The sequence below is a fragment of the Mycobacterium kyogaense genome, from assembly GCF_036946525.1.
Lineage (GTDB): Bacteria > Actinomycetota > Actinomycetes > Mycobacteriales > Mycobacteriaceae > Mycobacterium > Mycobacterium kyogaense_A.
In genome coordinates this window covers 209273-223379 of the sequence record NZ_JAQIIY010000009.1, presented here as the reverse complement: position 1 = coordinate 223379, position 14107 = coordinate 209273, and the positions used below count along the sequence as shown (strand labels likewise).

At 68.7% G+C, this 14107-nt stretch carries 12 protein-coding genes and 1 pseudogene; 7 read left to right on the top strand and 6 right to left on the bottom strand.

Going from position 1 to position 14107, the window contains the following annotated elements:
* Positions 1-15: 15 nt before the first annotated feature.
* The gene (locus tag PGN37_RS08250; protein ID WP_335330528.1) at positions 16-990 is read left to right on the top strand and encodes a carbohydrate kinase family protein; all 975 of its coding nucleotides are present in this window, start codon (positions 16-18) and stop codon (positions 988-990) included.
* Here PGN37_RS08250 and asnB read toward each other — a convergent pair.
* A complete protein-coding gene (gene asnB, locus PGN37_RS08245) occupies positions 987-2918 on the bottom strand; it encodes an asparagine synthase (glutamine-hydrolyzing) (protein WP_335330527.1) in 1932 nt (643 codons plus the stop codon). The two genes, PGN37_RS08250 and asnB, sit on opposite strands and share 4 nt — an antisense overlap.
* A gap of 170 nt (positions 2919-3088) precedes the next feature.
* Here asnB and ctaC point away from each other — a divergent pair, with 170 nt between their 5' ends.
* The 4 genes from ctaC (at position 3089) to PGN37_RS08225 (ending at position 6216) form a co-directional block, all read left to right on the top strand.
* Complete coding sequence (gene ctaC, locus PGN37_RS08240; protein WP_335330526.1) at positions 3089-4114, top strand: aa3-type cytochrome oxidase subunit II; 1026 nt, start codon at positions 3089-3091, stop codon at positions 4112-4114.
* A gap of 8 nt (positions 4115-4122) precedes the next feature.
* Positions 4123-4542, top strand: coding sequence for a cytochrome c oxidase subunit 4 (locus tag PGN37_RS08235; protein WP_335330525.1), 420 nt, complete (start codon positions 4123-4125; stop codon positions 4540-4542).
* 178 nt (positions 4543-4720) lie between these two features.
* Positions 4721-5584: an MmpS family transport accessory protein gene (locus PGN37_RS08230; protein WP_335330524.1), complete on the top strand. Its 864-nt coding sequence runs from the start codon at positions 4721-4723 to the stop codon at positions 5582-5584.
* Positions 5585-5589: 5 nt separating this feature from the next.
* The gene (locus PGN37_RS08225; RefSeq protein WP_335330523.1) at positions 5590-6216 is read left to right on the top strand and encodes a DUF2561 family protein; all 627 of its coding nucleotides are present in this window, start codon (positions 5590-5592) and stop codon (positions 6214-6216) included.
* 76 nt (positions 6217-6292) lie between these two features.
* On the opposite strand, the gene qcrB is transcribed toward PGN37_RS08225, so the two are convergent.
* From qcrB to ctaE, 4 genes are read right to left on the bottom strand one after another with little or no spacing between them, the layout of a single operon-like run.
* Positions 6293-8002 (bottom strand): cytochrome bc1 complex cytochrome b subunit, encoded by a 1710-nt coding sequence (qcrB, locus tag PGN37_RS08220; protein WP_335330522.1) that lies wholly within the window; start codon positions 8000-8002, stop codon positions 6293-6295.
* Positions 7999-9219 carry a cytochrome bc1 complex Rieske iron-sulfur subunit gene (gene qcrA, locus PGN37_RS08215; protein WP_335330521.1) on the bottom strand — a complete coding sequence of 407 codons (1221 nt, stop codon included), beginning with the start codon at positions 9217-9219 and terminating at the stop codon, positions 7999-8001. Before qcrA ends, qcrB begins: the two co-directional genes overlap by 4 nt.
* Positions 9216-10028 carry a cytochrome bc1 complex diheme cytochrome c subunit gene (gene qcrC, locus PGN37_RS08210; protein WP_442932883.1) on the bottom strand — a complete coding sequence of 271 codons (813 nt, stop codon included), beginning with the start codon at positions 10026-10028 and terminating at the stop codon, positions 9216-9218. The genes qcrA and qcrC overlap by 4 nt, the downstream gene beginning before the upstream one ends.
* Positions 10029-10075: 47 nt before the next feature.
* Positions 10076-10687 (bottom strand): aa3-type cytochrome oxidase subunit III, encoded by a 612-nt coding sequence (gene ctaE / locus PGN37_RS08205; protein ID WP_335330519.1) that lies wholly within the window; start codon positions 10685-10687, stop codon positions 10076-10078.
* A 68-nt stretch (positions 10688-10755) separates the two neighbouring features.
* Here ctaE and trpD point away from each other — a divergent pair, with 68 nt between their 5' ends.
* Positions 10756-11838 (top strand): anthranilate phosphoribosyltransferase, encoded by a 1083-nt coding sequence (trpD, locus tag PGN37_RS08200; protein WP_335330518.1) that lies wholly within the window; start codon positions 10756-10758, stop codon positions 11836-11838.
* On the opposite strand, the pseudogene PGN37_RS08195 reads toward trpD, so the two are convergent.
* Positions 11776-13614: pseudogene (locus PGN37_RS08195) on the bottom strand (DEDD exonuclease domain-containing protein); the annotation flags it as partial. The gene trpD and the pseudogene PGN37_RS08195 overlap by 63 nt on opposite strands.
* Positions 13615-13766: 152 nt before the next feature.
* Between PGN37_RS08195 and PGN37_RS08190 the strand changes: the two are divergent.
* Positions 13767-14036, top strand: coding sequence for a hypothetical protein (locus tag PGN37_RS08190; RefSeq protein ID WP_335330517.1), 270 nt, complete (start codon positions 13767-13769; stop codon positions 14034-14036).
* The last annotated feature ends 71 nt before the right edge of the window (positions 14037-14107 follow it).

The window sequence follows — 14107 nt, the reverse complement described above, 5'->3', positions numbered from 1 at the left end:
GAAGGGTGTAGCTGCGTGACCATTGCCGTGACCGGATCGATCGCCACCGATCATCTGATGCGCTTTCCCGGCCGCTTCTCCGAGCAATTGCTGGCCGATCATCTGCAGAAGGTGTCGCTGAGCTTCCTCGTCGACGATCTGGTGATGCACCGGGGCGGCGTCGCCGGGAACATGGCCTTCGCGATGGGCGTGCTGGGTGGCCGGCCGACGCTGATCGGCGCGGTCGGCGCCGACTTCGACGACTACCGCGAGTGGCTGACCGGGGCGGGCGTCAACTGCGATGCCGTGCTGGTGTCGGAATCCGCGTACACCGCGCGTTTCGTCTGCACCACCGACGAGGACATGGCGCAGATCGCCTCGTTCTATCCCGGCGCCATGTCGGAGTCCCGCAACATCAAGCTCGCTGACGTCGTATCCCGCACCGGCACACCGGATCTGGTGATCATCGGGGCCAACGATCCCGAGGCGATGTTCCTCTACACCGAGGAGTGTCGATCCCTCGGGCTGGCGTTCGCGGCCGATCCGAGCCAGCAGCTGGCGCGCCTGTCCGGCGACGAGATCCGCCGGCTGATCGACGGCGCGACCTATTTGTTCACCAACGACTACGAATGGGATCTGCTGCTGCAGAAGTCCGGCTGGTCGGAGGCCGAGGTGATGCAGCAGATCGAGCTGCGGGTCACCACGCTGGGCGAGAAGGGTGTCGACCTGGTCGGCCGGGACGGCACGTTCGTGCACGTCGACGTCGTGCCGGAGCGCCGCCGCGAGGACCCGACGGGCATCGGCGACGCGTTCCGCGCGGGATTCCTCACCGGCCGCGATGCGGGGTTGTCCCTGGAGCGGGCCGCGCAGCTGGCCTCGCTCGTCGCGACGCTGGTACTCGAGGCGCCCGGCCCGCAGGAGTGGACGTGGGACCGCGAGGACGCGATCGCGCGGCTGACCGATGCCTTCGGCGACGACGCGGGCCGCGAGATCGCCCAGGCGCTCGCCTAGAGCTGGACGGGGTAGGTCGGCTCGCTGATCGTCGGCGTCACGCTGTTCTCGATGAAGATCGCGTGCCACAGCAGGAAGATCAGCACCGTCCACAGCCGGCGGCTGTGATCGGCCCCGCCCGTGCGGTGCTCGTCGAGCATCGCCCGCACCGCCGCCAGGTCGATCAGCTCGCCAGCGCCAGAGGCCGCGATCATCTGGTACGCCCAGTCCAGCAGCTCGCCGGCCCGCAGCCAGTGCCGGATGGGCACCGGGAAGCCCAGCTTCGGGCGGTGCAGCACGTGCGCGGGGATGACCGGCTCCAGCGCCCTGCGCAGCGCGTACTTCGTCGTCGACCGGGTGATCTTCTGCTCGTACGGCAACCGGGACGCGACCGCGAACACCTCCGGGTCCAGGAACGGCACCCGCAGCTCCAGTGAGTTCGCCATCGTCATCTTGTCGGCCTTGACCAGGATGTCGCCCCGCAGCCAGGTGAACAGGTCGATGTGCTGCATCCGCGCGACCGGATCCCAGCCAGCCGACTGCGCGTACACCGGGGCTGTCACGTCGGTGTGCGTCCACTCGGGGCGGAACCGGGCCAGCACTGCCCGCAGCTGCGCGTCGGAGAAGCTGCGCGCATTGCCGTAATAGCGCTCTTCGAGAGTCAGCGACCCGCGGTGCAGCAGACTCTTGCCCCGCATGCCCTCGGGCAGCGGGCCGGCCATCCGACCCACCGACTTGCGCAGGCCGCTCGGCAGGTAGTCGAACGGCTTCAGCGACAACGGTTCCCGATAGATCGTGTAACCGCCGAACAGTTCGTCGGCGCCCTCACCCGAGAGCACCACCTTGACGTGCTTGCGCGCTTCGCGGGCGATGAAGAACAACGGCACCAGGGCGGGGTCGGCAACCGGCTCGTCGAGGTACCAGACGATCTCGGGCAGCGCGTCGACGAACTCGGCCTGGCTCACCACCTTCGTCACGTGCCGGGCGCCGATCGCCTCGGCCGAGGCGACCGCGACATCGACCTCGGAGAAGCCGGCACGCTCGAAGCCCGTGGTGAACGTGATCAGCCGCGGGTTGTGCCGCATCGCCAGCGCCGCGATGGCCGTGGAATCGATGCCACCCGACAGGAACGCCCCGACCGTGACGTCGGCACGCATGTGCTTGGCCACGGAGTCCTCCAGCACCGCGGTGATCTCGTCGTAGCGGGCCTGCTCGGCGCCGGCGGCAAAAGGTACCGGCGCGAACCGCGGGGTGAAGTAGCGCGTCACCTCGGGCGCGGCGCCCGGCCGCACCCGCGCGTAGCTGCCCGACTCGAGCCGGCGGATGCCAAGCTGCAGCGTCTCGGGCTCCGGCACGTACTGAAGCACGGTGTAGTGCTGCACGGCCCGCTCGTCGATGCTCAGATCGATGTCCAGGTCTCCGGCGATGTCGAGCAGGCACTTCTTCTCACTGCCGACGGCGGTGCCGCCCGGCCCGGTGGCCATGTAGAGCGGCTTGATGCCGAACGGATCGCGGGCGCAGAACAGCTCCTCGGTGACGGTGTCCCACAGCGCGAACGCGAACATGCCGCGCAACCGGTTCAGCGCCTCGGCACCCCAGTAGTGGAAGGCAGCGACGATGGCCTCGCCGTCGCCGTCGGTGTGGAAGACCGCGCCGTGCTCGGCGCGCAACGCCTCCCGCAGTTCGAGGTAGTTGTAGATCTCGCCGTTGAACACCAGCGCATAGCGCTGCGGCGCCTCCGGCGGCCCCCAGCGCAACGGCTGGTGGCTGTGGGCGATGTCGATGATCGAGAGACGGTTGAACCCCAGCACCACGCGGTCGTCGTTCCAGGTTCCCGGCTCGTCGGGGCCGCGATGGCGCATCAGGTGGCTGGCGCCGGAGACAGCCTCGACGAGGTGGGGAGAGACCTCATGGGCAGGATCGGTCACCAAAGCCAGCAGTCCGCACACGGCGTCAGTATGTCTGATCTCCCGCGCGCTCTCGGACCGGCGTGTGTGGGCACTTCCTGACATTGGCCCGGTCGCATGGAACTGCTCGGGAAGCGTGGTCTACGCTGCGTAGTATTCAATGCAGCCGTCTGACCGTCCGGCGGTCGATCGACTTGGTAGGAGGCGCCAACGTGCCCGCTCGCGGCCTGAAGTTGGTGGCATTGTCCCTGCTCCTGGGGGGGACGACGGTCCTGCTCAGTGGGTGCAGCTGGTCTGATGCTCTCGCCCTGGGATGGCCCAAGGGCATCACCCCGGAAGCTCACCTGAACCGGGAACTGTGGATCGGTTCCATGATCGCCGCGCTCGTCGTCGGCGCGATCGTCTACGTGATGCTGTTCTGGACCGTCGCGTTCCACCGCAAGAAGAAGGGCGAGCAGGAACTGCCCCGCCAGTTCGGCTACAACATGCCCCTCGAACTGGCGCTGACGGTCACCCCGTTCCTCATCATCTCGGTGCTCTTCTACTTCACCGTCGTCGTGCAGGAGAAGATGCTGCACAAAGACCCCAATCCCGAGGTCGTCGTCGACGTCACCGCGTTCCAGTGGAACTGGAAATTCGGCTACCAGAAGATCGATTTCGGGGACGGCACCTTCACCTATGACGGCGTCGACAACGCCCGCAAAGAGGCGATGACGTCCAAGCCGGAGGGCACCTACGAAAACGGTGAGGAGCGCGTCGGCGCGATCCGCGGCCTCAACCCGGAGGACCGCACCTACCTGAACTTCGACAAGGTCGAGACACTGGGCTCCTCGGAGGAGATCCCGGTGCTGGTGGTGCCGGCCGGCAAGCGCATCGAGTTCCAGATCGCCTCGGCCGACGTGATCCACGGCTTCTGGGTGCCGGAGTTCCTGTTCAAGCGCGACGTGCTGCCGGACCCCAAGGCGAACAACTCCGACAACATCTTCCAGGTCAGCGAGATCACCCAGACGGGTGCCTTCGTGGGCCGCTGCACCGAGATGTGCGGCACCTACCACTCGATGATGAACTTCGAGTTGCGCGTCGTGGAGCCCAACGACTTCAAGGCCTACATGGATCAGCGCATCGCCGGCAAGACCAACGCCGAGGCGCTGCAGGCGATCAACCAGTCGCCGGTCGCGACCACCACCAAGCCGTTCGACACGCGCCGCGGTGAGCAGGCGCCCCAGGCGAGCAGGTAGGACAGCACATGCATATCGAAGCCCGGTTGTTCGAGTTCCTCACGGCGTTCTTCGCGCTGGCGACCGTCGTGTACGCGGTGCTCACCGCCCTGTTCGCCACCGGCGGCGTGGAGTGGGCCGGTACCACGGCACTGGCCCTGACCACGGGCCTGACGCTGATCACGGGCACCTTCTTCCGCTTCGTCGCCCGGCGGCTCGACACCCGCCCCGAGGACTACGAGGACGCCGAAATCGCCGACGGCGCCGGCGAACTGGGCTTCTACAGCCCGCACAGCTGGTGGCCGGTCATGATCGCGCTGTCGGCCTCGGTGACCGCCGTCGGCATGGCTCTGTGGCTGCCGTGGCTCATCGTCGCAGGCGTCTGCTTCGTGCTCACCACGGTGTCCGGGCTGGTCTTCGAGTACCACACCGGGCCTGAGAAGCACTGACCGCCGGCGTCTGTCGGCGGAGCAGTCCTGGGCAAGGTCACAATCCGGCATGAGTTGGCGGCGACGGTCTTCCTGCCCCTCGCCGCGGCGTCGGTCTTGGGTAACGTTGCCGGCGCACCGCGAGTCGCCGTAGGCGTTGACCGGCGTCCGAGAAGCTGGCTGAGAAGGATTGACGCACATGAGCGGGCCTAGAGGCGACGAGCCGGGCGACCGGTCTCCAGCCGACGAACCGACGCAGGAGGTCTCGGGTCTCACCCCGGACAGTGACGGGGGTGCTCCGGGCACCGACGCCACCGACCACTACTCGCGGGCGTACTCTGCGCCGGAGTCCGAACAATTCGTCCCGCCGGCGTACGTTCCCGCGGAATCGTCGCCCTATGACTACGACAGCTACGACGCGTCGGCGGAGGCCGGGGAGACCCCCGATCCGCCCAGGTGGCCCTGGGTCGTCGGCGTCGTCGCGATCATCGCCGCCATCGCGCTGGTGGTGTCGGTGTCGGTCCTGGTGACGCGCACCGACACGGACAACCTCGCGACGCCGGAGACCACCACCAGCGCCCCGCCGCCCGTGCAGGACGAGATCACCACCACGACGCCGCCACCCCCGCCGCCGCCTCCGCCGACCACCGAGGAACCGCCGCCTCCGCCGCCGGAGACCGTGACGGTCACCGAACCGCCGCCGCCACCTCCCAGTACCGAGGCGCCGCCTCCGCCGCCCCCGCCGACCACGACGGAGGCGCCGCCCCCGCCGCCCACGACGACGCGGTCAGGCCCACGCCAGGTCACCTACTCCGTGACGGGCACCAAGGCGCCGGGCGACATCATCACCGTGACCTACACCGATGCCTCCGGCCGCAGCCGCACCCAACGCAACGTCTACATCCCGTGGTCGCTGACCGTCACCCCGATCTCACAGTCCGAGGTGGGCTCTGTGCAAGCGTCCAGCCTGTTCCTGGTCAGCCGGTTGAACTGCTCGATCACCACCAGCGACGGCACGGTGTTGTCCTCGAACACCAACAACACCGCCCAGACCAATTGCTAGCCGGTATGACGACACCCACTGGCTCGTACACCCCGGACCGCACGGACCGCATCCTGCTGGGCGGCTGCGCGGCCGCATGGCTCGCCGCGTTGGGAGCCGGCGTCGCCGCGACGGTGGCGCTGGTCGATCTCGCCAGTGGCCGCACCGCACCGACGGGTGACTCAGGGACACCCTGGTTTCTCTACGTCGTGATCGGCGTGTCCGCCGCGGTGATCCTCGCCGCTGTCCCGCTGCTGCTGCGGGCCCGCCGCGACGCGCGCGGCGACCAGGAAGCCCACGAGCCTCACGGGTCGAAGGCGCGTCCGACAGCCCCGGCCGGCGGGCAGGGGAGTGCACCGCCGCGGGCCACCGAGGCTCCGACGGAGAAGATCCGCGCCGTCGCCCCGGCCGCCCTCGCCCCCAGCACAGCTTCCTCGCCGCTTGCCGAACAGCTCACGCTGCGCTGCGCTGCCTCGATCGGCTGCGCGATGGGCGTCGCCTACGTGCTGATCGGGACCGCGACCTACCTGATGGCCGTGGACAGCGACGTGGCGTCCTGGGTGTTCTACGGCGCCGCCGGCGTCGTCACGGCCGCGATGATCGGTCTCCCGGTGTACTTCCTGCGCGAGCTGCGCAGCCACAGCGACGCCTGACCCCCTGCACAAAACAATCCGCCCCGGCCGGAGCCGGGGCGGATTGTCGTCGCTGTTTGATGTTGTTGCGCTCTGATCAGTGATGACCGTTGTCGGCCGACCCGTTGGAGTGGCCGTTCGACGATCCGTGGCCGTTCGATCCGTGGCCGTTCGAGCCGTGACCGTTCGACCCGTTGTGTCCGACGCGCTCGCGCAGAGCCGTGAGCGCCCGATGTTCGGCCGCGTGGGTTGCCTCGGCGAGCGCTTCGCGCTCGGACGCGGGATCTGCGCTGATGAAGCTGCCCGAGCCGGGAGCACCGGCCGAACCGAGCTTGTTCATCCGCTTCGGCAGTGCCGCGCCCTGGTACTCGAGCGGGATGGCGTGGCCGTGCTCGTCGACCGGACCCAGCGGCTGGTGCAGCTCGATGTAGGCACCGTGCGGCAGCCGCTTGATGATGCCCGTCTCGATACCGTGCTCGAGCACCGCGCGGTCGCTGCGCTGCAAGGCCACCGCCCAGCGGTAGGCGATGTAGTACACGATCGCCGGCAGCACCACCATGCCGATGCGGCCGATCCACGTCGTCGCGTTCAGCGAGATGTGGAACTTCAGCGCGATGATGTCGTTCATGCAGGCAAAGGTCAGCACGATGTACAGCGCGATCGCCGCCGAACCGATCGCTGTACGCGTCGGTGCGTCACGCGGGCGCTGCAACAGGTTGTGGTGGGCGTCGTCGCCGGAGAACTTCTTCTCCAGGAACGGGTAGGCGATCAGCAGCATGAACACCAGGCCCATGCCGACCGCCACCCACACACCCTGCGGGATGGTGTGGCCGAAGGGGTAGAACTCCCAGGCCGGCCAGAGACGGATGAGCCCGTCGGTCCACATCATGTAGAAGTCGGGCTGGCTGCCCGCCGAGACCTGGGACGGCTTGTACGGTCCCAGCACCCAGATCGGGTTGATCTGCAGCAGACCACCCATCAGGCCGAGGATGCCGACGGTGACGGCGAAGAACGCGCCGGACTTCACCGCGAACACCGGCATGACGCGCACGCCGACGACGTTGGTCTCGGTGCGCCCGGGGCCGGGGAACTGGGTGTGCTTCTGGAACCAGACCAGCGCGAGGTGCACACCGATCAGGGCCAGGATGATGCCCGGGATCAGCAGGATGTGCAACGCGTAGAGGCGGGGGATCAGGATCTCACCCGGGAAGTCACCGCCGAACAGCGCCCAGTGCATCCAGGTACCGACAACGGGGATGCCCATCGTGATACCGGACAGTGCGGCGCGGATGCCGGTACCCGAGAGCAGGTCGTCGGGCAGCGAGTAACCGAAGAAGCCCTCGAACATCGCCAGGATCAGCAGCAGCGAGCCGATCACCCAGTTGGCTTCACGCGGCCGGCGGAACGCGCCGGTGAAGAAGATGCGTGCCAGGTGGACCATGATCGAGGCGGCGAAGAGCAGCGCCGCCCAGTGGTGTACCTGCCGGACGAACAGGCCGCCGCGGATCTCGAAGCTGATGTCGAGCGCGGTCTCGTAGGCCCGGGACATCCCGACGCCGCGCAGCGGCTGGTACACGCCGTCGTAGGTGACGTGTGCCATGGACGGATCGAAGAACAGCGTGAGCCACACACCGGTGAGCAGCAGCACGATGAAGCTGTACATCGCGATCTCACCGAGCAGGAACGACCAGTGGGTCGGGAACACTTTGTTGAGCTGGCGGCGCACCGCAGCCGACGGGTGGTATCGCGAGTCGATCGCTTCGCCCTGCTTGGCGGCGATCTCGGCCATGTTGGGTCGTGGGCTCATGACTTGCGCTCCCAGAATGCCGGTCCGACGGGTTCGATGAAATCACCGTTAGCTACAAGGTAGCCCTCTTGATCGATGGTGATCGGAAGCTGCGCCAACGCGCGGGCCGCCGGCCCGAAAATGGGCCGTGCGAAGTGCAGCGCGTCGAACTGCGACTGATGGCACGGGCACAGAATCCGGTAGGTCTGCTGCTCGTACAGCGATGACGGGCAACCCAGGTGCGAGCACACCTTGGTGTAGGCGAACAGCTCGCCGAAGTTGAAGCTCTCCTGGCCCTGCCGCTTGACCACACGCGACATGTCGCCGGGCCGGATACGGATGAGCATGACCGGGTTGCGCACGCCCATCGCGATCTCGAACAGGTGATGCTCGGACTCGACGGTGGTGCCGTCGCCGTCGGATTCGCGCCACGGGAACACGGTCTCCATGCCGCCGGCGTCGATGTCCTCCGGGCGCATCTTGACGAACGGCGACTCACCTGGCTGACCGGTCGCGCGCGCCAGGTAGATGGTCTCGCCGGTGTAGCGGGGCGTCCACCCCGACGTCCACAGGACGGCCTTCATGCCCTCGGCCGTCGGCACGACGGGCTTCCACGGGTTCTTGATCAAACCACCGATGAAGGCCACGGCGGTGCCGAGCCCGAACGCACCGAATCCGATGCCGAGGGAGAGCCCGATCAGCTTGCGCCGCTTGAGCGTCGAGCCGTCCAGCGCGTCCCCGAGGTTCGCGGCGACGGTGCGGCGGTGCAGTTCGGGGGAGGCGCCGTCGTGGCGCTCCTGAATCGAGATCTCCTCGGGGATGAACTTCTTCTGGAAGAGCACCGCGCCGACGCCGATCGAGAGGACCGACAGGCCGAACGTCAGGCCGTACAACGGCGTCGTCAGCGCGTACAGCCACTCGCCCTCGGAACCGAACGGCTTGTACTCCCACGGCCAGAACAAGAAGATCAGCAGCAGCGCAAGACCCGAGAACCCGGCGAACAGAAGCCAGTACGCGACGGTGCGCTCGGCGCGCTTCTCGGCCTTGGTGCCGGGGACAGGCCAGCGCGGCTCCTTGTAGACGATCTCGACGCCGTCGAGCTTGCCGCCGAGTGCGAGCAGCTCCTCCTGGGACATCTCGGCGAGCTGCGCGTCGGTGGGCTGACCCGCTTCGCCCTGCTGGCCGGGCGAATCGGTGCCCTTGCCGATGTTCTCGTGGGTGCCGGTGGCGTCGCTCATGCCCGTGCTCCGATCCAGAGGGCGGCCGCGATGATGGCCACCATGCCGATGATCCACGCGACCATGCCCTCGGAGGTGGGCCCGAAGCCACCCAGCCCGAGACCACCGGGCGTCGGCGTCTCGGCCGCTTCCTTCACGTAGGCGACGATGTCGCGCTTCTCTTCAGGGGACAGCTGACGGTCCGAGAACTTCGGCATGTTCTGCGGGCCGGTCAGCATCGCGGTGTAGACCTGTGCCGGCACCGCGGCGGCCTCACCCAGATCGGGCGCGTACTTGCCCGATGACAGGGCGCCGCCCTTGCCGGTGAAGTTGTGGCAGGAGGCGCAGTTCAACCGGAACAGGTCGCCACCGCGGGCGACGTCGTTGCCGATCAGCGACTGCGAGGCGATCGCGCCGTTCTCGTCGCGCGGGACGACGGGGCCGCCGCCGTTGGCCTGAACGTAGGCGCCCAGCGCGTCGATCTGCGCCTCGTCGAAGGCGGGGTCCTTGCGCATGGCCTGAGCCTCGCCGCGCATCGCGGGCATACGGCCGGTGGACACCTGGAAGTACACGGCGGCCTCGCCGACACCGATGAGGCTCGGGCCGCGGTCGGCCACGCCCTGCAGGTTCGCGCCGTGGCAGGACACGCACGACGTCTCGTAGAGCTGTTGGCCGGTGCGCAGCATCGCCGAGGCCGACTCGTCGGCGACAGCCACCTGCGGCGTCGGCGTGAACGTGGCCGCCAGGCCGCCGGCCACTGCCAGTCCGATCAGCAGCAACAGTGCCGCCGAGACGCGCCGGCGCAACCGGCGCTTGGACTTGCTTGTCATCGAACCCCTTCTTTTCTGCGGGCTGCCCGGCGTGGTCGTCGAATCCGTCATCGGACGAAGTAGATGACGGCGAACAGGGCGATCCAGACGATGTCGACGAAGTGCCAGTAGTACGAGACCACGATCGCGGCGGTGGCCTGCGCCGGAGTGAACTTGCTCATCCGGGTGCGCAGCAGCAGGAGGATGAAGGCCACCAGACCGCCGATGACGTGCAGGCCGTGGAAGCCGGTGGCCAGGTAGAAGACGGTGCCGTAGGCGCTGCCGGGGATGGTCGTGCCCTCGTGCACCAGGTGGTAGTACTCGTAGCCCTGGCCGGCGACGAAGAAGGCGCCCATCGCGAACGTCAGCAGGTACCAGCGGCGGAGGCCGAACACGTCGCCGCGCTCGGCGGCGAAGACGCCCATCTGGCAGGTGAACGACGAGGCGATCAGCACCAGCGTCACCGGCACGGCGAGGTAGAGGTTCAGCTCGGTCGGGTGCGGCGGCCAGTCACCGCCGGCCTGGGCGCGGGCCGTGAAGTACATCGCAAACAGGCCAGCAAAGAACATCAACTCGCTGGAAAGCCACACGATGGTGCCAACACTGACCATGTTCGGACGGTTCAGCGAATGCACACGCGACGTGATGGCGGTTCCCGAAGTACCTACAGCGCTCGTCACAGGTGCAAGTATGACGCTTTGTAGTTGTCTAACTCCACCCGGGTCGAGCAATTCGTCATAATCGCGTCGTGACTCCTGCTCCCGCTCAGCATGACTCGTCTGTGGCCGCTCCGACGTGGTCGGTGATCCTCGGTCGGCTGACCACCGATCAGTCGCTTCTGCCGGGGCAGGCGGCCTGGGCGATGGACGAGATCATGACCGGCGCCGCCACGCCGGCGCAGATCGCCGCCTTCGGCGTGTCGATGAAGATGAAGCGACCCACCTCCGCCGAGGTGGGCGAGCTCGCCGACATCATGCTCAAGCACGCCCACCGCGTGCCGACGGAGACGATCGGCACCGACACCGTCGACGTCGTCGGCACCGGCGGAGACGGCGCGAACACCGTCAACCTGTCGACGATGGCCTCGATTGTGGTGGCCGCCGCCGGAGTCAAGGTGGTCAAGCACGGCAATCGCGCGGCGACATCGCTGTCCGGCGGCGCGGACACGCTCGAGGCCCTCGGGGTGCGGATCGACCTGGGACCCGACGAGGTCGCGCGCTGCGTCGCCGAGGTGGGTATCGGGTTCGCGTTCGCTCCGCAGTTCCACCCGTCCTACCGGCATGCCGGGGTCGCCCGACGCGAGATCGGCGTCCCGACGGTGTTCAACCTGCTGGGACCGCTGACCAACCCGGCCGCGCCGCGCGCCGGGTTGATCGGCTGTGCGTGGGCGGAGCTGGCCGAGGTGATGGCCGAGGTGTTCGCCACCCGCGGCTCCAGCGTGCTGGTGGTGCACGGCGACGACGGTCTCGACGAGCTGACCACGACCACGACGAGCACCATCTGGCGGGTGCAGGCGGGCACCGTGGACCGGCTGCGGTTCGACCCGGCTGCGTTCGGGTTCGCGCGGGCGCACATCTCCGAGCTGGTCGGCGGGGACGCCGAGACCAACGCCGCCGAGGCCCGCGCGGTGCTGGGCGGGGCGAGCGGGCCGGTACGCGACGCCGTGCTGCTCAACGCTGCCGGTGCGCTGGTGTCCCACGCCGGCCTATCCAGCGACGCCAAGTGGGTCCCGGCGTGGGAGTCCGGGCTCGCCCGCGCCAAGGAGGCGATCGACTCCGGGGCGGCCGAACAGCTGCTCGCGCGTTGGGCTCGGTTCACCCAGGAGATCTGAGGCATCGAAAAGCCCGGGGAACTGCGCGGGGAACTGTTCGGCCAGCTGCTCGGCGGCGACCCGGGCCGAGCGTGCCGAGGCCGCCCAGCCGGCCCAGCGTCCGGCGGCGGCGATCGGCGAGCAGTAGCCGGCCTCGGATTCGGAGCTGGATTCGGAGCCGGTACGCACGATCCGCACACCAGGGTGGGCCAGCCAGCGCGCGACGAGCGCGATCTCCTCGACCAGCGCGCCCCCGTGCGGGGCCGCACTGGGCAGCACGGTCTGGGCGGCCGCGCAGAGGGCCTCGACCACCGGCATCGGCGGCACTCCGCGAGGTGCCACGCCGGCGGCAGCCAGCTGCCCGTGCCGGATCACGGCCAGATGCCACCCACGCTCACCGTCGGGTCGTGCCGCGATCAGTTCGCCGATCACCGACAGCGCGCGCAGCCGCTGGCCGCGCCAGAGCACGTCGATGGCCGCTGACGCCCGGTCTCGCATCCGGGCCGCGGTCTCGTAGCGGTGCCTCTGCGCGAGGTCGTCGATGTGGGCCAGCATGTGGCCGAACGCCTCGCCGCTGTGGCCCCCGATCAGCGCGTGGGCTGCGTCGACCGCGGCGGCGTAATCCCCGGCGCTCGCGCCGCGCCCGGCGGGGCAGGGGGAGACCTCGACGTCGGGACACGCGGGCCCGTGTGTGGCGCTGCGGGCGAGCCGCTTGGTGCAGGTCCGGATGCCGGTGAACCGGGCGATCAGTGCGGCGGCGTCGAGGGCGTCGGCGCGGGCACGGAAAGGACCGATCGCGGTGTCCGTGCGGGGGCTGCGTACCGCGGAGAAGCGGGGGAACGCCTCGTCGGTCAGCGCCACCCACCACCAGCGGTGTGGGAACTTCGAGCGGCGGTTGTACGGGGGTGCGTGGGCGGCCAGCAGACGCAGTTCGCGCACGCCGGCTTCGAGATCGTGGGCGCATTCGACGTGGTCGACGCCGGTGGCCAACGACGCCATCTCCTTCATCCGCGTGCGCGGGTCCGCCCCGGTGAAGTACTGATTGACCCGGCGCCGCAGGTCCTTGGCGGTGCCGACGTAGAGCACCTCGTTCGACGGTCCGCGGAACAGGTACACCCCGGGGGCGTGCGGCACCGACGTGGCCAGGCGGCGGTTGCGGCGCTGGGCCGGGGTCACGTCGGGCAGGTAGGACCGCAGCTCGGTGTAGGTCTGGATGCCCTGGTTGCCGACCCGCTCCATCAGGCCGTGCAGCACGTCGACCGTGGCCCGGGCATCGGCGAGCGCGCGGTGGTTGGGTGTGGTGCCGGCTCCGAACAGCTGCGCGAGTGCCGAGAGGCGAACGCTGGGCGCCTCGTCACGGGTCAGGACCCGACGTGCCAGCCGCACCGTGCACAGCACCGGCGGTCTCGGCCACGGGATGTGGTTGCGTTCGGCGGCGGCGCGCAGGAACCCGACGTCGAAGCCGGCGTTGTGGGCGACCAGCACCGCGCCGCGCGCGAACTCCAGGAACGCAGGCAGCACCGCCTCGATGCGCGGCGCGTCGTAGACCATCGCGGTGGTGATGCCGGTCAGCGCGACGATCTGCGGCGGGATGGCCCGGCCCGGGTCGACCAGGGTGGCGAACTCGCCGAGGATCTCGCCACCGCGGACCTTGACCGCGCCGATCTCGGTGATCTGGTCGTGGTGGTCGCCGCTGGACCGCCCCCCTGTGGTCTCGAGGTCGACGACGACGAAGGTGGTCTCGCGCAGCGTCAGGTCGGCCGCCGGATCGACGTCGGCGAAGCTGAGCTGACCCATGCGCTGACCGTAGGACGGCGGGCCGACATGTCGCCGACAGCCACGCGGGAGCCGGTCGCTCTCACTTGTCGGTCGCTCTCACTTGTCGGACGCTCTCACTTGTCGGACGCTGTCGATACCGTGCCCCTGACTGCGACGGAGAGGACAAGGCCATGGGTTACGACCAGCCACGACAGGATGAGGACACCGGCGATTCCGGCGCCGATACTGGCGCCGATTCCACAACGCTGACCATCGATTGCGACGACTGCGCGGTGCGGGGACCGGGGTGCCAAGACTGCGTCGTCAGTGTGTTGCTCGGAATTCCCGAAACTTTGCTGGTGGATGAGCAGCGTGCCCTGGAAGTCCTCGCCGATGTGGGCCTGGCGCCGCGATTGAGGCTCGTTCCGCTGCACCGGCACGGCACACCGGGAGTTGCCTGACGCCGCTTCGCGTCACCGGCGTCCCATCCTTCACAGGAGTAACTGTTAAATTTGCGTCTCCTGTTGGACAA